The following is a 26,322-nucleotide window of genomic DNA, read 5'->3' as shown; positions in this document are numbered from 1 at the left end:
GAAATAGATACCACTCTTGCAATAGCGATCGAATGCGGCATAGTCGATGTAGCCACGGTCAAACACATAAGTGACTTCAGGGGTTTCAGAGACTCAATTTGAATGGAACGAGGAGCCTGGTGGAACCGTTTGGACATTAAGTAAGATTAATGATGATTCCCTACGTGTACAAATTATGTCTTTTGTAGATTTACGTAACAAGAAAAAGCAAGTTATTGAACTTGATGAAACTGGTTCTATTCTGGAATTTACAAGGGCAGTAGTTCAAACACTTGAATTATTGTTAAAGAAACATGGACGGAAAGGTTACCAAGAAAAATGGATTAATTACGACTTCTCTATGGATAAATACTTGAAGCTAAAAGGTTTCACATCGAAAAAGGATTACGCTAACTGAGAACGATAGTTGAATAACGTATTGATGAGCAGGTGCTGAGTTGGCCTGCTCATCTTATTAAGATAACGGGCAGGATAGTTACAATTAAAAGGCCCACCATTTTTATAGCCAATTATACTAATAATATCTTTTGTTTCTGCGAAGTTCATGAAAAACTGTTATGTAAAAGAATTTATTAGTATAATAGGGAAATTCTAAAGGATAATAATGGAGGAAATATTATGAATAAAGAGATACCACTAATCGTACCCATTGCAGCAAGTTATTTTAAAAAGGCGATGAATTCACAAAATGATTTGTATTATAGAACTATAGATATTAGATTATGTCTTGAGAGAATTGCTGATTCGATGATATATGAATTTGTTGCGTCAGATATTAAAGAGAAATGGAATGGATATACGTTACATAAAAAGTTATTGATAGCCACAGAGTTTCTCGATAACAAAGTTGTATCCGACCTAATTGATGCAAAGAAAATTGGAAATATGGGTGCTCATGAAGGTTCGGAAGCCAATATTACTGAAAATAATATTGAGTTTTCATTAGAGGCTGTATCGAATTTCTCAGTGGAGATGTTCGTATCATATTTCAAGGTATATGGTTTTCATAATAATGGACCAAGTAAATGGGCGCCAACAATATTAAGTGTATTACCACCTAAATATCGAATACAAATACTGAATAAATATTTAGAATATGATAAATCATACTTAGTTATAAGAAAGCTAACAATGGCATACTTGAAGAATGGTCAAAACAATGAGTGCTTTCAGGTTATAGAAAGAAGTTATAGTGATAATTTGATTTCTAGAGAGGAAGCAGAATTACTTAATGATGATATGGAACTGTTAATGCGTAATATTAGATTATTACCTATATCAGAAAATCTAGAGATGGCAAAAGATAGTTTTAAGGAGTTAGTGTCTGCGATTCCAGATAATGAGATTAATAAATTTGCTCTATTGGTTTCTATGATATTGGGAAGTGAGTTGGTTGCTTCCACAGATTCGATCGCATAACACCACATTCACTCTGCGGGCTGCCCGATGGTTCTCAAGGAAGAGGAACTAGGCGGACAACCCTTCACTCCCTAACCGCATCGTGGCTGTTCCCTTCGGTCACTTAAGATCATTGCGCTAACGGGAAACGATACTTGAATACCACACATTGATGAGCAGGCACTGAGGTTGCCTGCTCATTTTATTAAGTTAAAGGATAGGCTTGCGGAAATTTGTCTTGAGTAGCCCAGCTTCCTACATAAAAATCTCCAGCATGGAAATGTTAACCAGAGAGGTGATTGTGTATGAATATGAAAAAATTGCTAATTTTTCTAGTGGTGTTTGCTGGAATATTTTCCTCGCTACCATTAGTAATGGCTTATGACGATTCAGATACTTCAGTAAAATTTGTACAAGCTATTGTAAGAAAGGAAAATGCTCTAGCTCAAAAATACCTTGCGAAAGGAGTCACAATACCAGAGATTAGTGAAAATTCCCTAATAAAGAGTTATCAATTGGTCACATCTCCGACTGAAAATATAAAGGTCTTTTTGGGATGAAGTGTTGGGTGGTGAACGACTCGCACTAATTTGGGAACTAACGGTCGAAGATAATAAAATCACAAAAATAAGAACTCTGTTTGATGGTGCAAACCCATTAATGGACGAAGTGAGGCTTCTCAAAGATTATCATAATTTGTATCAAAGAAAAGTGCTTGTACCAACAGAATATCCGTTTGAAATTACCCATTTTGATGGACATATTGAGTATGAACATGAGCGGTTGGTACTATTATATCGAAACGAGTCTATAAAGGGTTTCCTTCAGATTCAAATCAAACCTGTAACTTGGGGGTTGGAGAGGTACAAAGGGACAAACGGCCAATTTCATACACTGAAAGATGGAACAAAAATTCTATATAGAACAAAGTTCGACTTAGGTTATGAAATAAGATTTCAAAAAGAAGGAATGCACTACACTGTGGCAATCGGTAATAAGAAATATTTAAAGAAAAAATTTACAGTTAACGATTTAATTAAAATTGCGGAATCCATGAAATGAAGTGATTAAACTAACWGGTACATTAGTTCAGTGAGCTATGCAGCAGTACTATATTTCTAACATGAGAATGCACTGAGAAAAAATTCTGTATATAAAGGGGGGCGATCCCCCTCGCCTCCACCAATACCATGAAGAAACCCGACCTCGTGAGGTCGGGTTTTTTGATTTTTTAGTTATGTTAAGAGCACGTCTTTTATTAAACTAACCGGTAGAATAACACAATGGGACTAGGGACCACAGTTGCAATAAAGGACAGAATTGCTAGATTAACGACACCAATGGCCATCAAGTGGGAGACCTTGCATTGCTTCATCTGGCCAGGTTATAGTCCGATTCAGTTGGCATTTTCGATTTTTTCGCGTGGTTCGCCGGAGATGAATTCATCGTACTGGCATGAGATTGTGCCCAGGCTAGCAGTCTCATCACGATCCTGCTTCGGCTTGAATCGGATGTAGAAAGATGCTATGCCGAATACGTAAAAAAAGGTCGACCATCGCGTGGTCGACCTCTAATTATTCTATTGTGCGGTCAGGATTTGTGGACCTTCAGCCGTGATGGCGATCGTATGCTCGTATTGGGCGGCGAGCTTGCGGTCCAGCGTCCGTGCGGTCCAGTTGTCCGAATCGATTGTCATGTGGTAGGTGCCTTCGGTGATCATTGGCTCGATCGTGAACACCATGCCTTCCTTGATGCGGAGGCCTTTGCCGGGCTTGCCGACATGCATATAGTTCGGCTCCTCGTGCAGATCCCGGCCGATGCCATGCGCGAGAAGGTCGCGCACGACGCCGAAGCCGTTCGATTCGGCATGCCGCTGGATGGCGCTCGTCACGTCGCCGAGCCGATTGCCGGGCTGCGCCTGCGAGATGCCGATGTCAAGGCATTCCTTCGTGACACGCATCAGCTTCTCGGCCGTCGGCGAGATGTTCCCGACTGCATAGCTCCAGGCCGAATCGCCGAGCCAGCCGTCGAGCTCTGCGACCGTGTCGATCGTCACGATATCGCCCTCCTCAAGAGGCTTATCGCTAGGGAAGCCATGCGCGATCACGTCGTTGACGGATGCACAGGTCGCATATTGATAGCCCTTGTAGCCCTTTGTGTAGGGCTTGGCGCCATGCTTCAAGATAATGTCCTCGAAGATGCGCTCAATCTCGTTTGTTGTGATTCCCGGTTTGATGAGCGAGGCGATCGTGCGATGGCATTCGGCCACCACTTGGCATGCCTTGCGGATGGCCTCGATTTCATGTTTGCTTTTTAATATGACCATGTTCGTATCAGGACTCCTTCGTAATAGCTTGCATCGCTAGCTTGGCGATTCGATCGACGTCCAGCTCGGAAGTGCCCGCATAGTAGTGCAGTCCACAGCAGCCGACCAGCACGGCAAGCATATGGTCGACGCTGTCGTCTTCACGCTGGGCGATCGATTGGAGCGGAACATACAGCCGTTCCATGAATCGTCTCTTTGTGGGGTGCTGATCCTTCGCGGGCAAACCTGTATAATGTTCCGCCGCCATTTTGTAGACAAGATATGCGCGGGCGTCCGACTGCCACAGCCGGAGCAGTGCCTTGCAATAAGTCAACAGCTRCCTATTATCCGGGCTGTCGACACAGGTGTTTGCCCATTCTGTCAGGGCTTGCTCGCATCGCTCGAAGCCGCTGCCCAACACATCTTCTATTAATAAATGCCGGTTGGGGTAATAATGGTATACCGTGCCGTAACCGAGCTCGGCTTCGCGGGCRACGTCGCGAATATCAAAGCTGCCACCCGTGTGGAAGTAGGTGCGCGCGGCGGCGTCCAGGATTTGTTCCTTGCGCTGCATGCGGATGAGCTCGTTTTGTTCTTTGGTGCGGGGGCACATGGGTGTGTGAACCTCCTTGTATAGACCTGCAAATTTGTCGATATAAACATAGTAACGCAATTGGCACTTATTCGCAACATTTTTATATTCATAACGTCCATATACTTACAGTTAAAAAAATTCGGTTTTTTGATTTTTTAGTCATGTTAACGGCAAGTCTTTTATTAAACTAATGGGAACGTTAGTGCAACAAAAGAGATTTACAAGCCGTATACTTAGTGAGTCAGCGAAATGAGATTAAGAGGAAAGAATAAAATATTTCACTAAAGAATTGTACGAAGAAATGCAGATAAGAGGATATATGGAGTATTGTACAAGGATAAGGTGTGATGCGGATGACTGATTTTGCAATGATTAAAAAGCTGTTTCATATTACGAAACGAAATGGGTTTAGTCATGGCGAGATACAAACGATTAACAATAATTTTGGTGAATTGCCTCAGGTGTTAATTGATTATTATTTGGAACTCGGTAAAGACGAGCGGCTGAGTCATACGCAAGATCATTTGATCAAACCCGAGCAACTTCAATACTTCAAACATAGCGAATATTTAATTTTTTATTACGAGAATCAACGTGTCTGTGTTTGGGGAATCCATAAGAACGATTTATTCAAGTCCAATCCCCCTGTTTATATGAGTTACGATGAAAAGGTATGGGAAAAGGATTTTGAAACATTGACCGATTTTTTTCATGCTATGGCCTATTTGCAAAGCGTATTCGCTCTTGAATACGGCTGTGAATCGTTCTATTCTATTGAACAAACCGACTTGGATTTTATTCGTGAACATTTTAATAATAAAGKTATTTCCTTTCGGCATTGGATTGGCATCGAATTTTATGGGAATGACAATGACAGCATAATAACAGTGTTGAAAAATAACGATAGTTTTGATTTGATTTATGCTTCAAGCGACAAAGAACATTTTGATGAAATGGATCGGGTTCTCTCAAAACTGGCAGTAGAAAAATAATTTGTTGGGATTGTGATGAGGATATGGTTAAAGCAGTGGATCAAACCTCCTAAAACGAAAAAAGTAATCATTTTAGGAGGTTATAATAAATGAAATTCAATCCGATTGTCATTGATAACTGGAGTAGAAAACCCTATTTTGAGCATTATTTAAACAATGTCAGATGCACTTTTAGCATGACGGCAAATATCGACATTTCCCGGCTGCTGAAAGAACTTAAGAGTCGGGAGATTAAGCTGTATCCAGCACTAATCCACATGATAACTACGGTGGTAAACCGCCACGATGAATTTCGCACATGTTTTCATGCAGATGGGACTTTAGGTTATTGGGATAGTTTATCTCCTAGCTTTACAATTTTCCATGATGGTGATAAGACTTTTTCAAGCATATGGACTTTGTACAGTGAAGATTTTAATGATTTCTACAGTCGTTATCTTGATGATATGAAAAAGTATGGAAGTGTTAAACAATTTGCCGCTAAAACAAACGAACCACCGGGCACTTTCCCTATTTCCAGCATTCCTTGGGTCAGTTTCACTGGATTTAACCTGAACATCTATAATGAGGGAACCTATTTACTACCCATCTTTACAATGGGGAAATATTTTCAGTTTGACGAAAAAATACTGTTGCCATTATCAGGACAATTCCACCATGCCGTTTGTGACGGTTACCATGCCGGGATACTGTATAATGAGCTACAATTACGTGCAGATGCTTGTACGGAATGGTTGCCAAACTATACCGCATTCAGCTAACGGGTAACTATAGCTTATTTTTTTACTTGCAAGTGGTGGTGGAAATATTCTGTATAAGAGGTATCCAGTGCCGGTAGCCTTTCCGGTCAGTTGTGCGGTTGTGAAGCTCTTGTTTTTGGAGCGGCGCATTAAAATCGTTGGGGTAATCGTAACCGACTACAGCGAGCTAAAAGCCCATTAGGTAAAATTTACCTAATGGGCTTTTTAGGGTTCGAATTTTTAATAATAAAAAATAGTGTTTTATGTAATTTTTTGCTGCGGCAATATATGTTTTTACAACTTCATCTGCTAACATAAGAGAAACATAACGAGAGAGTACATAAAGCACGGGGGCTAACATCTATGAGCTACAATTTATATTTATCAGCATTGCTGATGGCGGCTACCTGCTGCTCGCTAATGCTGTGTTATCTCTCTTGGAAAAGAAGAGAGCTGCCTATTGCAATTAGTTATGGGCTAGGCATGTTGACGGGTTCATTGTACACTTTCGGATATGCTTTTGAAATTGTTAGCACCGATTTAGAGCATATACGCTTCTGGCTTCGAATTGAATATCTAGGCATCCCATTCGGCACTATTCTATGGATTATAATGGTGCTGCAATATACGGGAAGGCAAGCGCTCGTTCGAAAATGGGTAGTAGCGCTGCTGATGATTGTTCCTTCCATTACCTTTGTAGCTCATTATACGAACGATTGGCATCATTTATTTTATAAAAGCATGACTTTGAATTACTCAGAGGGCTTTCCGCTGGTAACGACGGAGAAAGGACCTTTATACAAGCTGCATGTCTACTATTCGTATTCCTTCTTTGTAGTAGGCATGGGATTAATGGTTGAAATGTTTCTAAAAGCGACATCTCGCATGAAGAAACAAATCGCTTTTATGATCATTGGATCATGGGGGCCTTTTGGATTTACGCTTATTTATTTAAGCAATGTCATTTATATGCCAATTGATATCTCCCCATTTGGTTTTATTTTCTCAGGAATCTTCTACATGTGGGGGATTTATCAATTTAACATGCTTAGACTAGCGCCCTTAGCGCTGCAAAAGGTGTTCGCATCCATGCAGGATGCGGTAATTATTTTTGATTTGGAAAATACACTAACTAGCTTTAACCAATCCAGCAAGCAGGTTATTAAAGGGATAAATAATAAGTGGATCGGGTTGCCGGCAACGCAAGTCTTTTTGCAATATCCATTGCTGTTGGAGAAAATCATGCAAGGGCCTTCTTTGAACAGCAAGGTTCAAATTTCGGGTCAAGCGGATGAACCCTATTATAATGTGCATATGTCCTTGATTAGTGATAAGAACCAGAAGCCTGCCGGCAAAATGTTTTTGTTAAGCGATGTTACGGAAATGGTGCGTTCAGAGGAGCGGCTGCTTGATAATGCCCGTCAGCTAAGCGAGCTAAACATGTTCAAGGATCGAATGTTTAACGTAGTCGCTCATGATATTCGTGATCCGCTGGCGGTGCTCATCAATTTGATGGAGCTCATGGAGGACGAGTTGCAAGGCTACGGCGGAGAGCATGAGGAAATCGTCCATGAAATGGGACAGCAAATTGAAAATACTTTTGCACTGGTAGAGAGCTTGCTGGAATGGTTCCGAAGCCAACGCGAAGGCATGGTATTTAACCCAGTGGAGAGAGACATAAACCATACCGTACAGGTCTGCATCCGGTTATTGGCGGTTCGCTGCGAGAGTAAAAAAATCCAATTGATATCGGAAATACCGAAGGATACGTTTGTGCTAGCCGACAAAGAAATGCTGGATTTGATCGTCCGAAATTTATTGTCCAATGCCGTTAAATTTACCAACATCGGCGGCACGATCCGGTTAAAAGCAGAACATCAAGCCGATAAACTAATTATTTCTGTAAGTGATTCTGGAGACGGCATATCGCCACAACAGGCCAGCTCACTGCTACTAGAAGGTTATCCGGTGTCATCAACAGGAACAGCAGGAGAACGGGGCGTCGGTTTGGGACTTACGTTATGCAGGGAATTTGTTCGTTTAAATGGTGGAGACATTTGGTTCGATAGTTCTGAGCAAGGAAGTACCTTCTACTTCTCCGTTCCTACGCCATCTGCACATGCATTCAGACGAAGCAGCTTGGAGGCGAGCGCAGGTTGAAGGTTATCCTTATTGATGACGAGAAGGCGATGCATTTAATTATGAAACGGATGCTTGCAAAGACATCTGTGGAAGTGGAAATTACAGGCAGCTTCACGGAGACAGAAACAGCATTTTCTTACCTGATGAATCATGATGTAGACTTGGTGTTTCTGGATATAAGCATGCCGAGGGAAACTGGGCTCGAGCTTGCCGAACGATTAAGAGAGGTCGGAAGAGAGATAAAGATCGTGTTCCTGACCTCCCACAAAGAATATGCTTTGCCTGCCTTTGATGTTTATGCCTTCGACTACATCGTAAAGCCGGTTGTGCTGGAAAGACTTAAAAAAACGCTGCAAAGAGCGTTTGCTGAGTTGCGTAAAGAGCACTTGCGACAAGGGGAGTGGGCGGCGCCTTTAAATGAGACGAGGTTTAACTGCTTAGGTGTTATAGATATTCAAAGCACGCAGGGTATAAGGGCGAAATGGAAATCAAGCAAAAGCGCGGAACTGTTTGGCTATTTGCTTATGCATAAAGGAAGGCTGATATCCAGAGCAAGACTGATCGAAGAGCTGTTTGGCGACATGCCACAAAAGAATGCTGAGGTTTACTTGAATACGACCGTCTATCAGCTGCGGAAGGTATTAGATCCATTTGGCCTGAGAGAGAATTTGCATTCTGACAGCAACCACTACGCCCTTAGTCTGAGTGAGGTGAGTGTAGACCTTGTAAGCTTTGAAGAAGGCTGTAGAAAAATGTCAGTCGTGGATGAGACGAATCTGGAAGAGGCGATTGCACTAGAGCAGTTGTACGCAGGGGACTTATTTGGGGATCACACTTTTGCATGGGCTTGGAACGAGATTGAGCGTCTTTCGTTGCTGTACACCTCCTTTACCCAGCGATTATGCATGGCTTTGTTAAATAAGAGCGAGACGAATGCTGCTATTAGGTTGTTAATGAAGCTCGTGTCGCGCAATGAACTAGACGAACAATCCTTTTTGCTGCTTATGAAAGCTTTGGCTTTGCAAGAGAACAAGGAAGCGTTGACCCGGCAATATAGGCAATACGAAGACACGCTGCATAGAGAGATCGGTATAAAACCCTCCCGCGAGGTTGCTGATTTATATTTCAGTCTGCTGTCCGAGCTGGATAAATAAGAATGAGTAGATATGAAAGGCTCCTAAAATAATAGGGGCTTTTTTTGCTTTTGTCGAAGTTTGTCATTTTGCCGTCATTGGGCTTGGATATAATGGATCTAACTATAGAGATGAGGAGATAAGTTAACATGAAACGATTTTCAATACGCAATTTATTTTTAGTTTCGGTTTTAATTCTGAGTCTGTTAAGCGGATGTGTGATCAAAACAAGCCAAGTCACCATTAATTTTAACTCGGAAAGGTTAAGTGAGGCAGAGTATGCATACATCAGATATTCGAATGGCGATGTCGTTCAGGCACCCAACCTATTGCCGAACCAAAACGACGTTACTGTTGCTACGAATAGCACGCAATCCATTGTAGGTGGATACGTAAGCGACGGTGTGGTGAGCTGGGTTCCAAACATGAGTTATGGCGGAGGAGGTTATGTTACTGTTAGTGGTATTTCGGCAAGTAAACCCAAGCTTCCCGTAGGCTATGTCAAGTTAAATAATTCACCAGTAGTTGTTCAGAGTCAACCCGAGTATATAAGCGTAACCTTTGCTGTTTATGATACCGATGGCAAGCCTGTGGATGATCGCACGGAAATTTTTGCATATTCCGCAGATACAGCTTTAACCTTCTATAACATAGACCCAAGCGACCAGAATAATGGTAATTTTTATACGAGGACGAATACGGTAGACGAGGGTTACTCGTGGTACACCGTTAACGGATTGGTCACTTTCCAAATTAAATCGGGCATTAGTGAAATTTATAATGCACCTCTTTCTTTATATTCAGGTTCTCAATTCATAACGAATGATCCTTTTCACAAAAAATCTACACCTGTGGCAGCAATCAATGTAGGCAGCGCAGGGGATGCTTCTTCCTTACTTATTGGCGATACTTTGGCTATGCACGCGGATATATTGCCAGTAGACGCCTCTTACAAAAAGGTGAAATGGTCAGTTGAGAACGGAACAGGCTCAGCGACAATCAGCACTAGCGGTGTATTGGCGGGTATTTCGGCAGGTACGGTTACCGTTAAAGCTACGGCTATTGACGGCAACACCGTTTATGGAACAACAACGATTAAAATCCATGGACCTGTCATACCTGTTCAAAAAATATCTGTAACAGCGGAAGATGAGGTTTCTACAATCGAATCAGGCAAGACACTTCAAATGTATGCTGTTGTAGCCCCAAGCGATGCAACATACCGAGAGGTTGCTTGGTCTGTTATTGATGGGACGGGTACAGCTGTTATTGACGAAGAAACGGGTGAGCTTACTGCAGGCAATCCAGGTACAGTAACGGTTCAAGCAACAGCTACCGATGAAAGTGAAGTTGTTGGCAGTACTATTGTTACGATAACAGCCGCCCAAGTCCCTGTATCCTCGATTACGTTAACAGGTGATTCCAGCGTGCTGGTTGGTCAGACGTTAACGGTTGACGCGACCGTTGCTCCTGCAAATGCAACGGACAAATCAATCGAGTGGTCTGTTGAAAACGGAACAGGCAYAGCAACAATCAGCAAAAGCGGAGTATTGACGGGTGTTTCAGCAGGTACAGTTACCGTTAAAGCAACGGCTGCTGACGGCAGTGCCGTATTTGGAACCAAAACGATTGAAATTAATGAGCCTGCCATCCCTGTTCAAGTGATTTCCGTAACGGCGGATGGTGAAGTTACTACAATCGAATCAGGTAAGAAGCTGCAAATGAATGCTGTGGCTGCTCCTAGCAACGCAACAAACAAAGCGGTCGCTTGGTCCGTAATAGATGGAACAGGTACGGCTGTTATTGATAAAACAACGGGTGAGCTTACTGCCGGCAATCCAGGYACAGTAACRGTCCAAGCAACAGCTGCCGATGAAAGCGGAGTTGTAGGCAGCACGATYCTTACGATTACGGCAGTCCAAGTCCCTGTTGCTTCGATTACGTTAACAGGTGATTCCAGCGTGCTGGTTGGTCAGACGTTAACCGTTGACGCGACCGTTGCTCCTACTAATGCGACGGACAAATCAATCGAGTGGTCTGTTGAAAACGCAACAGGCACAGCGACAATTAGCAAAAGCGGAGTATTGACGGGTGTTTCAGCAGGAACGGTTACCGTTAAAGCAACGGCTGCTGACGGCAGTACCGTTTTTGGAACAAAAATAGTTGAGGTTAAAGTAAGCTCTGGCAGCGGTGGCGATCATGGTAATCCGACACCTACTCCAGCGCCAACAACAAAGCCTGAAAAAACACCTGAACCAAAACCGACAGCAACGCCTGAAGTGAAATTTGATCAAAATGTGATTCAAGTGGAAAAAGTGATATCCAGCTTAAACAAGAAAGTAGAGGAAGCGAAAGCTAATCCTACTGATGTTGAGTTCAAAGACACAAAATCTCACTGGGCTGGGGCAACCGTTCATATTTTCGTGAAATTGGGGATTGTAAACGGATATGAGGATGGTTCCTTCCAACCTAACGCAAGTATTACCCGCGCCGAATTTGCTACCATTATTGCAAAGGTATTTGACCTCTCTGCGATGGGTGATAAAAATAAGCTAAGTGACGTTTCCGACCACTGGGCTTCAGCATCAATTGCTGCTTTAACTGAAAGCGGCATTATCTCAGGGTACGAAGATGGCACATTTAAACCAAACAAAGAAATCAGCCGTGCAGAAATTATTTCCATTATTTCTAAAATCATTGATCTTAAAGCTGTAAACACAGCTTCAGTGCCTGCTTTCACAGATATTGATGGAGCTTGGAACAAAGAGCAAATCAAGCAAGCAGCAGCGGCAGGAATTATTAACGGAGCGGGTAATGGACAATTTGCGCCAAACAAACCATCATCCCGCGCTGAAGCATTAACGATTATTTTACACACGCTTCAAACCAATGCGGACCTAAAAGCAATATTGGAAGCTTTAAAATAATAAATGCATAGTGCTTTCATACAAAAAGCCTGCCGTATGGCAGGCTCAGGCTGTCGAGAAAGTCTCGACAGCTCTTTTTATGTTGAGTTAATTTAATTCGACACAGATCTCGTTAAATTACTGACTGAAAGAATGATAAAGAATTGCTTTGTTTTATGGAAAATTATTCTCTTTTTCATTGGCTTTCCATAGCTGCAGACCAATCATATTTACATCAATAAAATCACTTTGCGCAATTCTTTGAACGCATCAAAGGACCCCTAAAATTTATAGGAACCTCATCAACTAAAAAGATTAACATTTGATGGGTTTTCTGTCGATAGAATAGGAGGGTATTATATAATAATTTGGAGGAATGTATCATGGATAAAAGTCCTAAATCATTTGTAGCTGCATTACTATTTTGTTTTTTCTTGGGAGGATTTTCCATACATCGGTTTTATGTCGGGAAAATAGGCACAGCTATCTTACAAATTATCACTTTAGGTGGATTGGGAATTTGGTTGCTGATTGACCTAATTATGATTATTGTAGGAAAGTTTACGGATAGTGAAGGCAGAAGAATCTCGGCATAATTTAATTACATAAAAAACTAGAGGGCTCCACCTGTTAAGGTAGAGCCTTTTTTTTCACTCAGTCGTTTGGGTGAAATTGAATATAAGAGGTATCCATTCCCCTCGTCTCCGCCATCATTAACACCATCCGCATGAGGATGGTTTTTTTTACATACATAAATAAAACATCGCAGCTGTATTTTGTTAATTTTGATATGAGCTTCGCAATTCATAACTGCAAATTCTTTCTMCCTATTCACTTTACTCAAATGCGATGCGGCCATAATATATGTATTGGAGTTTCAATTGCAAGCTAAGCGGGGATGCTAACGCTATTGAAATTATCGTAAAATAGTGGTTAGTGATACCATAGAAGTAGATTGGAAATAAAGAGGACGCGATTTTAATRTGGGTAAAGACAGGAGATGATCGATTGAACGCTTCTTATTGGTTAACGAATGTAAGATTAGAACAGGGTTATGATATGGAAGATGGACAGGTCTCTGGTACGAAAACGAAAATTTGTCATTTACGAATTGAAAACGGTATTATTGCTGAAATTATAGGAACAGAACGGGATATTCAAAGTGAAACTGTTAAATATGATTGTAAAGAGTTATTGATGCTGCCTTCGTTCGAAGAGGCTCATATTCATTTGGATAAAACGTATTTCGATGGACCGTGGAAAGCGGTAAAGCCTGTATCAAGCATCTTCGAGAGGATTGAGGAAGAGAAAGTATTATTGCCTAAGCTCCTTCCAACGGCAAGACAACAAGCCGAAAGCATCTTAACTCTTATACAGGGATATGGGGCTACTCATGTTCGTACCCATTGTAATATCGAGCCTACCAGTGGACTGCAACGGTTAGAGGCGACTAAGCAGGCGCTAGATACATTTTCAGGTAAAATTTCATCGGAAATTGTCGCTTTCCCTCAGCATGGGCTTCTGCTATCGGATTCTGTTCAACTCGTAAAGCAATCTTTGGCAGAGGGAGCAACTCATGTTGGTGGAGTAGATCCATTCTCAGTGGATGGAAATATAGAGAAGTCACTGCAGACCATTGTAGAATTAGCGGTTTTGAATAATGCTGGTATCGATATTCACTTACATGATAGGAACGAAGCGGGCAAGCAAGCTCTGATGCGTTTAGTTGATCTGACCGAAGAGGCTGGTTTGCAAGGAAAAGTAACGGTTAGTCATGCGTTCTGGTTTGCAGGTGCGCAGCCACAAGAGGCGGAGGAAGTTGCTAAACGGATGGGATCGCTTGGCATGTCCGTTGCTTCGACGGTTCCGATTGGCAAGATGACGATGCCGCTCCCGATGTTAACTAAAAATGGAGTAGCGGTAAAATTGGCAACGGATAGCCTTACAGATCACTGGTCTCCCTTCGGGAATGGAGATCAATTAGATAAAGCAGGGCGATTCGCAGAATTGTATGGGTATAACGATGAATTATCACTATCTCAAGCCATCAGTTTCATTACTGGGGGGATAACGCCACTTGATTCAAAAGGTCAGCAGGTGTGGCCTAAGATCGGAGACGACGCGAGTTTTGTACTGTTGCACGCAAGCTGCACGGCTGAAGCGGTAGCGCGAAGAGCGGCGCGTCAAGCGGTATGGTACCAAGGGCGGCTTGTGAGTGGATCGTTGTAGGCATATTGTAGAGATATACGACGGCGAATTGTGATTTGCAAAATCGCAGTTTACCTCCACCATGCAAACCCACAACCTCAGCAGGTTGTGGGTTTTTGCTTTTTCTCAGATCGCTATGTGTCTGTGCAACACAGCGCTCTCCCTACAAGGAAGGATAAACCTGTAAAACAGCGAATATTGATTCATACTTGTTGTGAGGTGATGGAGGTGGACGGTAATCGCTCTATGAAGTCTACAAGTAGGAAAATAAGCTTCGTGTCTATGCTGCGCAATCGGTTTGTTTTCACCTCTCTTCGCAAACGAATCATGGTGTTTCTGACCGTTGGATTTGTAGGATATGCCATCCTAATGGCGTCTGTTTCCTATAATGCGATCTACACGATGCAGCGCGATAAAATCAAGACCTCTATGGCTTTTGATCTATACCAGCAAACGACAAAGTTGAATCAGATGTACAGTAACTTGCTTCAGGTTACACAGCAGATGACGCCGGAAGGTACGGTGGGCAACCTGATGGAGACGTATATCTCCACCGCGGACACGTATAGTCAGCGTCTTCTCTCTCGCGATATCGCCTACAACATTGGATTAATTACTTTTTCGAATCCGGCTATGGAGCTGGTGATGTATTATAATCCCGCAAGCGGAAATGCTTCTTATTCGAATTTGCCGCTGCGCGGTGACTTTACGCTGCAATCTTTGCCGAGTGTCGCCGGTACCGGGGAGCTGAAATACCAGTCCCCGCATAAATCCCTATGCCGATTCAGCGATGATTTGGTTATGTCGGTGACAAGAGAGGTTGAATTTTCAGACGGAACGAAATTAGTTGTTTATGTGGAAGCAAAGTCGGATATCTCCACCGTTATGAATTCGCTTACAGAAAGTTTGAGTATGCCCTATATGCTTGTTTTCACTGATACGGCGGGCTTGGTGACTTATAGCAGCAATTCAACTGCTTTTAGTGCTGGCCAGCGTCTCAGTCTAAGCGGGCAATCGGGAGTGACGGGCGGGTATGTATGGAACCGAATGACAGGTGACTATGGCTACGGCATCACGTTGCTGCTTCCTGTCTCCTTCTACAATCACGAGCTCTATACGTGGAAAAATCATATGTACTGGATTCTCGCTATTGCTCTTCTAATGATGTTTATGCTCACACTATTATTGCGGAGGATCATTAACAAGCCATTTCGACTAATCGAGAAGGAAATGAGGACGTTTGGCAAGGGATATATGGGTACCAGCCAATATCATACGGGGATCGATGAATTCGACCGGCTACTCGATCAATTTAATATTATGAAGCGTCAAATTCAGCAGCTGATTATGGATGTGGAGCAAAAGGAAAAGCGCCGTCATCAGCTGGAGATAGAGAAGCTAGCCTACCAAATCAACCCGCATTTTCTGATGAATACGCTCAATTCGGTACGGTGGCTGGCGGTTATGCATAAGCAGGCGGAGATTGAGAAGTTTGTTTCCTCGTTAATTTTTTTGCTGAACTATAACTTGGGTAAATCAGAGGATACGGCTACCTTCAGGTCGGAAATAGAGGTCATGCGAACCTATCTGGAACTGCAGCAGATGAGGCATGATTTTGAGGTGAAGCTGGATATTGCGGAAGGGGTTTATCTCGATAGTCCTGTCGCGAGGTTCATTCTGCAGCCCATTGTGGAAAATGCCGTCTGTCATGGCCTTGACGATAACGGCAAGCTGGAGATCAACATCTCGGCTGATGAAAAGGCGCAGATGGTGCGCATTATAATCCGTGATGATGGCAAAGGGCTGAGTCTTGAGACGCTTGCTTTGCTGCAGCGCGACACGCCGGATCAGCAGCAGACGGGTTGGGGAATTGGACTTCGTTATGTCAGGTCTATGCTGGAATCATCTTATGGCTATAAAGCTCGTATGAGTATAGAAAGCACTCCAAATCAAGGCACAACGGTTACTTTAACCCTTCCTTTTCTCCATCATAGAAAGGAGAGAGCGATTTGATTCGTGTATTAATTGTTGATGATGACAAGCTAGCGCGCAAAGGTTTGATTTCGATTATGCCTTGGTCCAATCACGATATGGTTGTTGTTGGAGAAGCGGCGAACGGCGCGAAGGCGCTGGAGTTTATGGAAAGTTATGAGGTGGACCTCATATTCGTAGATCTCTCGATGCCTGTCATGTCAGGTATGGAGCTGCTTCAAGTCACACGGCAAAGATTTCCGGAGCTGCGTTCTGTTATTTTATCTTTTCACGAGGAGTTTGAGATTGTGCAAACGGCTTATCGCATGGGTGTGCTCGATTATATTTCCAAGGTGCGCCTGGAATCAGAGGATGATGAGCAAATATTGAAACGAATCCAGCAGAAAATGACAGGAGAAATGATACCTCTTTCTGCCAAGACTCCTGCGCAACCAGCGCCTACGCATGGCCCTGAGCAAAACCTGGAGGAAGAAGAGTGGTGCAGGCTGGAGCAGGAGTGGCGCTCACACTACTGGCTCTATAATGAATCGGTTTTTCAGCGGTTATGTAAACAGACCATAGAAGCTAAGGTTTCTTTTCGCCGTCTGGAAGGGTTATTTATGCGTGTGCTGTCTCAAATTGAGCCCGTTATTCTACTCGCTGCAGAGCTCCGGTCTGATGCAGATGACGTCCGGTCTGCGGTTGAATGGATGCGCGATTACAGGAAACGTGTTTATGCGCAGGTTGCTTCATCCTCCGATTTTACCAATACGACAACCAGCATCCTAAAGGCTGTGTTATTCATTTGCGAGAAGGCTTCAAATACGCTGCATGCCGAGGACGTCGCTGATCATGTGCACATGAGCCGAAGTTATTTTAGTCAATGCTTTAAGAAGCTGACGGGTTCAACGTTTAATGAATACTTAAGACAAGAGCGGATAAGAGCGGCAGAGCGTCTGCTGTGCGAAACCAATCAGTCGATTGCCTGGGTTGCTCATGCCGTAGGCTATAACGACTCCAAATATTTCTCCCAGCTGTTCCATGAACAGACCCGTCTTTTACCCTCCGAATTTCGGGCCCAGTTCCACAAGGGGGAGGAATGACTACAACGGATCGAACAAATATCTACCTTGGCCTTGTACCTGGCGCAAAACACGGCACATCTGTCTGACTTTTTTTCCTAACTTCCAATGTACAATGAGAAGGCAAGAAACTAAGCAGTTGCTTACGAAGTAAGAATTGCTTGGCCATTCTTTTGAGGAGGGATTAGATGAAAAAGAATATGGCATTGATGCTTTCCGTCGTATTACTTGCTCTAAGTTTGACAGCATGTTCTTCTTCCAACAATTCATCGAATAATTTGAAAGCGTCTTCAAATCCAGACTCAAACGCTGCAAGCCCAGCACTATCGGGAGATGACCTGGCCTTCTCCAAATTTCCGAACCCTGTTGATGTCCACATCGGCATGGTGGTGGATCCGACAGACAAAACGCTGCCGGAAGGCGACAGTGTAAGCAACAACCAGTACACGCGCTATCTTAAGGAAAAGTACAACATCAATGTAATTGTGGATTGGACTGCGGCCACCGGCAACGATTTTAAGCAGAAGGTCAGCTTGACGATCGCATCGGGTAAGCTGCCGGACGGTATGGTCGTCGACGACCGCTCCTTCATGACCAAAGCGGCTAGCTCGGGACTGTTGTATGATATCACCGACATCTTCCAGCAATATCAGTCTTCACAGGTGAAGGATATTATGGCAAGCACTGATGGCCGTGCATTGGAAAATGCCAGCTACAAGGGCAAGATGGTTTCGCTCCCGAACATTACGGTGGATACCGACGGCGTTCATGTCTTATGGATTCGCAAGGACTGGCTTGATAAGCTGCAGCTGCCGGTGCCGAAGACGGTGTCCGATGTCGAAAAAACGGCAAAAGCGTTTGTTGATAGCAAGCTTGGCGGGGACAAAATGATTGGTATTGCCGGTCCTTCCAAAAATACGTTCCCTTATTCTACCTTCCTCGTCTCCTCTAACAATATGGGAGGATTCGATCCGATTTTTGGCGCGATGGATGCGTATCCGGGTTACTGGCTTGACAATGGTGACGGATCGGTAACATACGGAACGACGACGGACAATACGAAAAAAACGTTGGCTTTGCTGGCTGACTGGTACAAAAAAGGGCTTATTGATCCTGAAGTAGGTACCCGTGACAACGTAGGGGATCCGATTAATGCCAATCAGGCGGGGATTTTCTTCGGTCCATGGTGGAATGGCGGCTATGGCAACGGGGACTCCTTCAAAAACGATCCGACGGCTAACTGGCAGGCCTATCCGGTCTATTCTGACGATAACAAATGGAATGTGCATATGAAAACGACGGGCAGCACCTACACTGTTATTAGCAAAAATGCCAAACCGGATGTCGTCAAAGCCATTATGATCATGAATAATGCGCTTGTACGTGATGAAGCGACCTTTGATTTGTCGGTTAATGTGGCTTGGTATCCGCTTCGCAACGTTATGGCCGCGGCCAATGAGACGGAATATGAGTATGCAGAGCTTCTGAAAGTACTGAAAGGCGAGACCAATCCAGAGGATTATAATAAGCCGAACAGCTTGTACAAGCTGATGTATGCGGATGCGAAAAAGGTAAAAGACGTCATTAAGCCTCCGTACGACGATCTAAATGTCAGCAATTTCAGTACAGCTAACTTCGGAGATTTCCAGCGCTTGTACTCCATCATGATTGGTGATCGTCCGTTCACAACAATTCCAATTGATAAAAAGATCTTTAGCGTTACCTATAACCAAACTTCAACGATGGAAACGAAATGGGCTAACCTGAAGAAGATGGAGGATGAGACCGTTATGAAAATCATCCTTGGCCAAGCGTCCATCGACTCTTTCGATAAATTCGTGAAGGACTGGAAGTCTCAAGGCGGAGATGAGATCACAGCGGAAGTCGCCGAGCTCTTGAAGAAGTAACCGAGCATACTCTTGCAGAAGGCGCTGTCGGTTTTAAGTGCCTTTTGCAAGCTTTGTTATCCTGATAGGGAGACGGGAGGCTAGCCTTAGTGAGAAAATTAGGCCATCAGAAACACTATTATTTGATGCTGTTGCCGGGTATGGTCTGGCTTGTGATGTTCAGTATTGTGCCTATGTTTGGAATTCTGATGGCCTTTCAGGATTTCAATCCGGGAGCGGGGCTGCTTAAATCCGAGTGGGTGGGGCTCGAAAACTTCAAGTATATGTTTCAGCTTAATGACAGCAAGACGGTTATTGTTAATACCTTTATCATCGCAATCGGCAAAATCGTGCTTAATCTGCTCATTCCGCTCATCTTTGCCATATTGCTGAACGAGCTTCGCAGCATGCGCTACAAAAAGCTGGTGCAGACTGTCGTTTACCTGCCGCACTTTCTATCGTGGGTTATTATGTCAACGATTGTAATCGGAATTTTTGGCTATTATGGCGTTGTTAATACGGTTTTTGGAATGTTCGGCTTCGATCCTAAACTATTTATGGCGGATGCGGGGATATTCCGGCAGCTCATCATCGGTACTGATGTGTGGAAGGAATTTGGCTTTAACGCAATTATATATCTTGCGGCGTTAACAGGCATTAATCTCAATCTATATGAGGCGGCCGCCATTGACGGTGCCAATCGCTGGCAGTTGATTAGGCACGTCACGCTGCCTGCACTGTCAACCACGGTTGTCTTGCTGGGCGTCTTAAGTCTAGGCAACGTGCTGAACGCCGGATTCGATCAAGTGTATAACCTTTATAACCCGCTTGTGTATTCAACTGGAGATATTTTGGATACATGGGTGTACCGACTGGGTTTGCAAAATCTTCAATTCTCGCTCGCGACGGCGGCAGGTTTGTTCAAGTCGGTCATTAGCTTTGTGCTGATATTCATATCCTATCGTCTGGCGTATCGCTATGCCGATTACACGGTATTCTGAGGGAGGGCGCTGCATTGGTCAGAAATACAACGTTAGGCTCACGGACGTTTGAAATTGCCAATATCGTCGTCCTCGGCCTTTTGCTTATTAGCTGTATTTACCCGCTTTGGTACACCTTCTGTGTATCGATTTCCGAAAAATCCGCTGCTAATGCAGGCTTGGTTACGCTTTATCCCATTGGCTTCTCCTTGACGCCGTATAAGGAAATTATTAATGACGCCCTCTTCTTTAACGCGTTCTGGATTTCCATTCAGCGCACCGTGCTCGGTACAGGTTTTGCCTTGCTGATGACGGTATTAATGGCTTACCCACTGGCAAGGCCTAAGAGGGATTTTAAAATGCGCAATACCTTTATGTGGATTCTTGTCTTTTGCATGCTGTTTAACGGGGGCTTGATTCCGTGGTATCTCACTATTCAAAACTATCATTTGATCGATTCGATTTGGGCGTTAGTACTTGGCGGAGGAGTGCCGGTATTCGACGTGATCCTGATTATGAACTTCTTCCGCAATTTGCCGAAGGAGCTGAATGAGGCGGCGGTAGTCGACGGTGCTGGTCCTTGGTCAGTGCTGTTTCGGGTATATATTCCATGCTCCTTTCCTGTACTTGCTGCAGTAGCGTTATTCCTTAGCGTTTATCATTGGAACGAGTTTTTTAATGGGTTAGTGCTAATGAACACTGCGGCTAAATATCCGCTTCAAACCTATATCCAGCAGCTGGTCGTAAACATTCCAGTTGGCACCAATCTGACTCCTGAACAATATAAGAAGCTGTCCGAGCTGTCTAATCGAACGCTAAATGCGGCCAAGGTTTTTATAGCTATGGTACCAATGCTGATCGTATATCCTTTCCTGCAAAAGTACTTTGTTTCCGGTATTATGCTGGGCGCGGTAAAAGAGTAAGGCTGTGCCTGTGAGGAGGACGTGCCACTGGTCATTCCACTCATCAAACAGTTTTAGCAGCACACTTCGGCGAATTATGGCTTTGCACAGTCATGGCTCGCCACCATTACCATGAAAAAATCCGACCTCGTGAGGTCGGATTTTTTGATTTTTCTGTTCATGCTAGTAGGGTAAATCTGTTATTATAAGCTCTGCTTGCGCAGCTTGAGCACGTGAAACCCGACGACCAAAAGCCACCCAAGGTAGGATACGATTAAGATTCGTCCGAATAAACCTGCAAGTACGTCAGGAGTGAACTGTCCATCTTGCGGAATTTGAATTATAAATAGCGCCATTAAAACAAACATAATTCCGCTGGTGGTTAACAGTCGTCCGCGAATGGGTCTCCAAGCTTCATTGCGTGCCAATGCAAAGCTGATCAAGAGGGCGGCGACAGGCGAATAGTCGAGCGTGGCGCCAATGGCATGTATTTTACCGCTGAACGTTGCAGCATCCGGACTCACCGATATAGGGTCGGTCACAAAAATGCCTGCTATTAAGATACCTGAGACACTTAGTCCAAGGATAACGAGCCCGATATACCCCAAGACGCTACGAATTTGTGAGAAGATTGCAATTCCGGCGCTTATAATACTTGCAGCGAGCAATATAAATGCAAAATGCATCATCCAGCCGAAGTTACCTAATGCATACTCGCTGATAAAACGCCAAGTCGGATCGAATTCAGGCTCTAAGAGGTGTAGACAACCCAAGATCAAGATGAAGAGTGATCCAGAGACGATAGACAATCGTGCGGCATTAGATGACATCGAGGAAATAGGTTTTGCAATCAATAGTGGTTTAGCTGATTTCGTATTCTCTAATGGCAATAATCTCGTCATTTTTCTTCTCGGACGATGTCATAATCGACAATCGTCTTCACTAGAATGCTCGGAGCCATCACGACTGCCGAATGATCCTGTCCGGGCAGCGTTTGGGATTCAACAAAAGGCAGCAGTTCGGTAAGTGCTTTGGCTGACTCGTGAAAGAGCGGCTCGCTGTTCTCTCCTGTCATAATTAACGTGGGAACATTTACTTTCCATCGGTCGGTTGGAAGCGGTTTGCCGGCTTGCGTGTCACCCATAATCATGCCATCGTAGGCAATTGTGTGAGACATGCTTTCCATCGCCTGCCAAGAAGGATCGGCTTTCATGTAGCCAATATATTCTTCCGGAATACCGAGAGCCTCCGACATGAAGTATTCGACCGCTTCGCTGCGTCTGCCTGCTTGGTTTAGCGTGTTCAAATGGTGAACATATTCTGTAGGCAAGGGTTTACGGCTGTCATTAATAATGAACGGCGGTTCGTAAAGATACAGCTTCGACACCAGTTCTCCTAATCGACTCGCTGCTTCAAGGGCTAACACAGCGCCGGACGAGCTTCCAAACAGGCAAGCATTGCCGCCGGCCTTATGGATTAGAGCCTCAATATCCTCGATTTCACGTTGGACGGAATAAGGCGCGACATCAGAGCTTTGACCGCGGCCACGGCGATCATAGTTGTAAACGGTGTAATGAGTTGCAAGCAGCTGGGCAAGCTGGGCTGCATCGCTATGGTCGGCAACGGCCGATGATATTAGGATAACGGCAGGTCCATTTCCTAGCTTTTCATATGCGATCTTTGTTCCATCCTTTGAAGTAACTGTATCCATAATTCCTCCCGTCGACGTTTCTAAGTATTCTTCAAGTCGGTCAAATGCATCATTGAAGCCTTCAATCATACCCATTGCTTCGGCATTTTCCAATTCCTCGGCACTTGCGAATCGTGTGACGATACTAAGCTTTGTGCCATTTGTTGTTTGCTCGAATTGAACAGTCGTTAGCATCTCGCTGTTCTCTACGACATTCCAGTCTTTGTCGGTAAACGAGTCGGTATATACTAGTGTAAAGGGTTCAGTAACCTCTTGATAAACAGCTTTGCAGAAAGCCTCTTCCCCGATAATGTCATCTGATTTGAGGCTATAACGCCAAATACCGCCGGGTCTTACATCCATTTCAAAGACGGTGGTTGTCCATAATTTAGGGCCCCACCAACGCGTAATATGTTCCGGTTTTGTCCAACCTTCCCAAGCAAGCTTGGGAGGCAATGCTAATATCCGTTCGATGGTAAGCTCACGAAGTTCCCGGTTTTTATGGATTTTTGTTTTTGATCGCATCTTCATTCATCCTTTTTAGATCATTTTCTAGTGCGTCAAATCGATTATTCCAAATGGCTTGGTGATTTCGAACATTGCTGCGATAACGCTTGAGATAAAAGGCTAGCATTAATCCTCCTTTTTTTTGTAGTCGAGCATATAATCCTCAAAATGATCGAGACGCTCTTCCCAAAGGATACTAAATGAGTCAAACCACGCATCCAGATCCTGAAAGGGCTTTGCTTCGAGGCTATATATTCGCTGTTGTGCCTTGTTGCGGGAGCGCACCAACCCAGCCTCGCTCAAAATTCGTAGATGGCGAGACACTTGCGGTTGACCGATATTGAGCGCTTGGACGATCTCGCTCACCGATCGTGGTGCTTTTTTTAATAACTCAACAATGTTAAAGCGGTTCGGCTCGGCGAGTGTAAGTAATGTTAATTGCATAGTGTTTGTGTTCATGCATTCAATATATACTTAAGTGTATATACGTGTCAACGTATATAATAAATTTAAAAACTCATACATTGGTTGGTAAGTCGTAATACATGTCGAATAATTCAATCTACCGTTACACTATTGGAGATTTATATTGGAGGAGATAGCATTTTAACTGGAAGGATATTGAAGTCGCCAAAGCGAATTATTTAACGTTGCATGTTTTGAATCGGGGTTTAAAAACAAGAGATATACTCGTGGCTGGTGATATGAGTTTGCACCGCCTATCCCATCTGCGATTTTAAAATAGGGGGTCGTTTGAACTAACGGATAGGTTAGCGGAGCAAATCGTAGTGCATTATTTCGTGGTAATTGTTTAAAGTGAGGTGTCTAAACAATGGAACTGGTAAATAAAATTGAAGTCGTAACGATGAAGAGTGAGTATTGTAAAGTTGAACATCACACTATTGTCATTGATGGTACTCCTCTGGATTTATTGCTTCATAATTACTATCCTTCAAATAACCTTCTAGGCATGGTCCCAACAATTATTGAATGGGTCTACAATTTGAAAGAGAAAGAATGTATTAAAGAAAGGTTCAATTCAGTAAGCAAAGAGGTTGTTTTACCAGTACTAATGTGCCCAGATGATTGCGATTTAACGTGTACAGTAATTGTTGCAAATGTAATTAAAGCGGATGGGTACATTATCTGGAAGAAACTTGGTATTGATATGAGTACAAGGGAGGATATGCTTCAGGGATGCGAAGGAATTGGTTCAAAAGTTAATTGGCTTGATGAGATCCCTATTATGACTTTTGAGGAAGCGCAATATAGCTCTCATCTCAGAAAAATTTACGACTAAGCTAACAGGCAGAATAATCTAACTATCTGACGAAAATATAGAAAAAGAGATCGTTTCTAAGGGGATTAGTATGTGCGAACAGAAGAAATGACGGTCAAGAAACTAGTATTAGTGGTAGTTGTCCTTAACATAATCGTGGGCATACTGAGTGGATGTGGCGATAGACCCAATCCCCCTGAGAATATACAGAAGGCAGGAAAGCAAGTGGATATTTACGTTGATGGGAATGAAATTCTTATTACTAACAAACCTTTTATAGAGGGACGAAGATTGTATCTTCCTCTTGATTCGGTACTTACTGCCATGGGTTGGACTTATAATCACGAAAAAGATGGATCATTAGCTATCTCTTACAAAACATTAAATGGAAGTGGTACGACCTATATGCATGATGAGTGGGAAGATACGCTTCGACTAGTTGATGGGCATATTTATATTCACTCCAAACGATTAAGTGGTTTAACAGATTCAGAAATCGTTTTTAATGCTGGGACAGGTAAAGTTATGATTACAACATCTCCAAACCCTGGCGAGGTCACAGATGAAGACAGGGAGGAATTGCTCGCATGGCAAGCGAAGCAAGAAACTGTAGCAGAGAATACAATGAGTGCAGAAGAAAGTGAGCAGATCAATTACGGAAAATATTCTGATCTGGATATATTCAGCGACCTGTACTCCTTAGATAAGGAACTTGAAGAAGAAGGACTATCGTTATGGGACGAGCTCGGCTTTTACGGCGGTTATTACCAGAGCGAGTATGGGAATACTCCTTGGGATATCATTTCGTTTGGGTGGACGGGTGGAGATGGCGAACACTACGGCTTCTTAACGGAATTCGGATCTGTTCCGGATTTAAATAATGCCCCTATTGTAAGAGTTTCCCCAATGGGTGGGGATGAAGCTGGAGAAGTCATTGCCAACAATATTAGGGAGTTTTTGAGCGTAATTGCTATTGACAGTACTTTTATATATATGTCGTTTGAAAGTGATGAGGCCTACCAAAACTACTTACAAGAGGAAGAGGAAGCGCAATATGAATGGGCACCAACCGAGGAAGATCAAGAAAATCGCCGTAAGGTCATGTCCAGACTGGTAGATGCGCTAAACCTACCAAAAATCGATCATCCATATACATACCTTGATCGAGTGAAAGCAGCGAGGGAAAAACGAATCGTTGTCGCTACTCCTGATGGACTAGGGGTAACCAATGTACATCCTGGGGATGAAGGTCGGCAACACGAAACACTTCTGGTGGATGATGATTTGGAAGCTGAAGAATTGCAGGGTTATTTAAAGCGGGCTACCTATGCTGGCAAACTAGCATTGATACGTACATTTAACGCAATGGGCTTTCATAGCGAGGAAGTCGAAAAAGTAATGGTAGAAGAAATGACCAGACTGGGACTAACCGATGAGATTGCCAGAATGAACGCATCAGCTTGGTAGATGTTACAGTGTCATAGAATTAACGGGACACAATAGTTCAATAAAAAAATAGAAGCAGCCGATTGTAATGATCGGCTGCTTCATTACGCTATGCAGTTACTTGAAACACAAAACAAGAAAATGGTCTATTTATGATGAA

Annotated in this window: 24 protein-coding genes; 18 read left to right on the top strand and 6 right to left on the bottom strand. The window is 43.5% G+C overall.

All coding sequences use genetic code 11. The features are described 5' to 3' along the window. Positions 1-70 precede the first annotated feature (70 nt). The 4 genes from AC1DSE_RS02125 to AC1DSE_RS02110 all read left to right on the top strand — a co-directional run bounded on the left by AC1DSE_RS02125 (position 71) and on the right by AC1DSE_RS02110 (position 2,460). A complete protein-coding gene (locus AC1DSE_RS02125; RefSeq protein ID WP_477512929.1) occupies positions 71-397 on the top strand; it encodes a hypothetical protein in 327 nt (108 codons plus the stop codon). Positions 398-618: 221 nt separating this feature from the next. Then, positions 619-1,419: a hypothetical protein gene (locus AC1DSE_RS02120; protein WP_477512928.1), complete on the top strand. Its 801-nt coding sequence runs from the start codon at positions 619-621 to the stop codon at positions 1,417-1,419. Positions 1,420-1,703: 284 nt separating this feature from the next. Continuing rightward, the gene (locus AC1DSE_RS02115) at positions 1,704-1,958 is read left to right on the top strand and encodes a hypothetical protein (RefSeq protein WP_477512927.1); all 255 of its coding nucleotides are present in this window, start codon (positions 1,704-1,706) and stop codon (positions 1,956-1,958) included. Positions 1,959-1,962: 4 nt separating this feature from the next. Then, positions 1,963-2,460, top strand: coding sequence for a hypothetical protein (locus AC1DSE_RS02110; RefSeq protein WP_477512926.1), 498 nt, complete (start codon positions 1,963-1,965; stop codon positions 2,458-2,460). 517 nt (positions 2,461-2,977) lie between these two features. Here the strand turns inward: AC1DSE_RS02110 and map are convergent. Further along, positions 2,978-3,724: a type I methionyl aminopeptidase gene (map, locus tag AC1DSE_RS02105; RefSeq protein ID WP_430063759.1), complete on the bottom strand. Its 747-nt coding sequence runs from the start codon at positions 3,722-3,724 to the stop codon at positions 2,978-2,980. Between the two features lie 7 nt (positions 3,725-3,731). After that, positions 3,732-4,316 carry a TetR/AcrR family transcriptional regulator gene (locus AC1DSE_RS02100; RefSeq protein ID WP_477527357.1) on the bottom strand — a complete coding sequence of 195 codons (585 nt, stop codon included), beginning with the start codon at positions 4,314-4,316 and terminating at the stop codon, positions 3,732-3,734. Positions 4,317-4,651: 335 nt separating this feature from the next. Between AC1DSE_RS02100 and AC1DSE_RS02095 the strand changes: the two genes are divergently transcribed. From AC1DSE_RS02095 to AC1DSE_RS02040, 12 genes are all read left to right on the top strand, one after another. Then, positions 4,652-5,290 (top strand): hypothetical protein, encoded by a 639-nt coding sequence (locus AC1DSE_RS02095; RefSeq protein WP_477527356.1) that lies wholly within the window; start codon positions 4,652-4,654, stop codon positions 5,288-5,290. 89 nt (positions 5,291-5,379) lie between these two features. Further along, positions 5,380-6,051, top strand: coding sequence for a type A chloramphenicol O-acetyltransferase (gene catA, locus AC1DSE_RS02090; RefSeq protein ID WP_477512924.1), 672 nt, complete (start codon positions 5,380-5,382; stop codon positions 6,049-6,051). A 342-nt stretch (positions 6,052-6,393) separates the two neighbouring features. Further along, positions 6,394-8,190 carry a sensor histidine kinase gene (locus AC1DSE_RS02085; protein WP_477512923.1) on the top strand — a complete coding sequence of 599 codons (1,797 nt, stop codon included), beginning with the start codon at positions 6,394-6,396 and terminating at the stop codon, positions 8,188-8,190. Continuing rightward, positions 8,187-9,326 carry a response regulator gene (locus AC1DSE_RS02080; protein ID WP_477512922.1) on the top strand — a complete coding sequence of 380 codons (1,140 nt, stop codon included), beginning with the start codon at positions 8,187-8,189 and terminating at the stop codon, positions 9,324-9,326. Before AC1DSE_RS02085 ends, AC1DSE_RS02080 begins: the two co-directional genes overlap by 4 nt. A 128-nt stretch (positions 9,327-9,454) precedes the next feature. Further along, on the top strand, positions 9,455-12,232 hold the full coding sequence (locus tag AC1DSE_RS02075) for an Ig-like domain-containing protein (RefSeq protein WP_477527355.1): 2,778 nt from the start codon (positions 9,455-9,457) through the stop codon (positions 12,230-12,232). Between the two features lie 362 nt (positions 12,233-12,594). After that, on the top strand, positions 12,595-12,807 hold the full coding sequence (locus AC1DSE_RS02070) for a TM2 domain-containing protein (protein ID WP_339206070.1): 213 nt from the start codon (positions 12,595-12,597) through the stop codon (positions 12,805-12,807). Positions 12,808-13,219: 412 nt separating this feature from the next. Further along, the gene (locus AC1DSE_RS02065) at positions 13,220-14,440 is read left to right on the top strand and encodes an amidohydrolase (RefSeq protein WP_477512485.1); all 1,221 of its coding nucleotides are present in this window, start codon (positions 13,220-13,222) and stop codon (positions 14,438-14,440) included. Between the two features lie 225 nt (positions 14,441-14,665). Beyond that, positions 14,666-16,432 (top strand): sensor histidine kinase, encoded by a 1,767-nt coding sequence (locus tag AC1DSE_RS02060; protein WP_477527354.1) that lies wholly within the window; start codon positions 14,666-14,668, stop codon positions 16,430-16,432. Beyond that, complete coding sequence (locus AC1DSE_RS02055; RefSeq protein ID WP_477512483.1) at positions 16,429-17,493, top strand: helix-turn-helix domain-containing protein; 1,065 nt, start codon at positions 16,429-16,431, stop codon at positions 17,491-17,493. Before AC1DSE_RS02060 ends, AC1DSE_RS02055 begins: the two co-directional genes overlap by 4 nt. A 167-nt stretch (positions 17,494-17,660) precedes the next feature. Then, a complete protein-coding gene (locus tag AC1DSE_RS02050; protein ID WP_477512482.1) occupies positions 17,661-19,379 on the top strand; it encodes an extracellular solute-binding protein in 1,719 nt (572 codons plus the stop codon). Positions 19,380-19,468: 89 nt separating this feature from the next. Then, entirely contained in the window at positions 19,469-20,359 is an 891-nt protein-coding gene (locus AC1DSE_RS02045; RefSeq protein WP_076270718.1) for an ABC transporter permease, read from the top strand. Positions 20,360-20,373: 14 nt separating this feature from the next. Continuing rightward, complete coding sequence (locus tag AC1DSE_RS02040; protein WP_076270717.1) at positions 20,374-21,261, top strand: carbohydrate ABC transporter permease; 888 nt, start codon at positions 20,374-20,376, stop codon at positions 21,259-21,261. Positions 21,262-21,443: 182 nt separating this feature from the next. Here the strand turns inward: AC1DSE_RS02040 and AC1DSE_RS02035 are convergent, their stop codons facing one another. From AC1DSE_RS02035 to AC1DSE_RS02020, 4 genes are read right to left on the bottom strand one after another with little or no spacing between them, the layout of a single operon-like run. Further along, on the bottom strand, positions 21,444-22,142 hold the full coding sequence (locus tag AC1DSE_RS02035; protein ID WP_477512481.1) for a DUF998 domain-containing protein: 699 nt from the start codon (positions 22,140-22,142) through the stop codon (positions 21,444-21,446). After that, the gene (locus AC1DSE_RS02030) at positions 22,139-23,455 is read right to left on the bottom strand and encodes an alpha/beta fold hydrolase (protein WP_477512480.1); all 1,317 of its coding nucleotides are present in this window, start codon (positions 23,453-23,455) and stop codon (positions 22,139-22,141) included. Before AC1DSE_RS02030 ends, AC1DSE_RS02035 begins: the two co-directional genes overlap by 4 nt. Continuing rightward, positions 23,430-23,564, bottom strand: a complete 135-nt coding sequence (locus AC1DSE_RS02025) for a hypothetical protein (protein ID WP_430056137.1) — start codon at positions 23,562-23,564, stop codon at positions 23,430-23,432. Before AC1DSE_RS02025 ends, AC1DSE_RS02030 begins: the two co-directional genes overlap by 26 nt. Continuing rightward, complete coding sequence (locus AC1DSE_RS02020; protein ID WP_430056135.1) at positions 23,564-23,881, bottom strand: ArsR/SmtB family transcription factor; 318 nt, start codon at positions 23,879-23,881, stop codon at positions 23,564-23,566. The genes AC1DSE_RS02025 and AC1DSE_RS02020 overlap by 1 nt, the downstream gene beginning before the upstream one ends. Positions 23,882-24,269: 388 nt before the next feature. Here AC1DSE_RS02020 and AC1DSE_RS02015 point away from each other — a divergent pair, with 388 nt between their 5' ends. Beyond that, the gene (locus AC1DSE_RS02015; RefSeq protein ID WP_477512478.1) at positions 24,270-24,737 is read left to right on the top strand and encodes a hypothetical protein; all 468 of its coding nucleotides are present in this window, start codon (positions 24,270-24,272) and stop codon (positions 24,735-24,737) included. A gap of 204 nt (positions 24,738-24,941) precedes the next feature. Beyond that, positions 24,942-26,183, top strand: coding sequence for a hypothetical protein (locus tag AC1DSE_RS02010; protein ID WP_477512477.1), 1,242 nt, complete (start codon positions 24,942-24,944; stop codon positions 26,181-26,183). Positions 26,184-26,322 lie beyond the last annotated feature (139 nt).

The sequence above is a fragment of the Paenibacillus sp. 01L418 genome, assembly GCF_056400045.1.
Note: the sequence above shows the minus strand (reverse complement) of the source record. Positions and strands in the feature narration are given on the sequence as shown.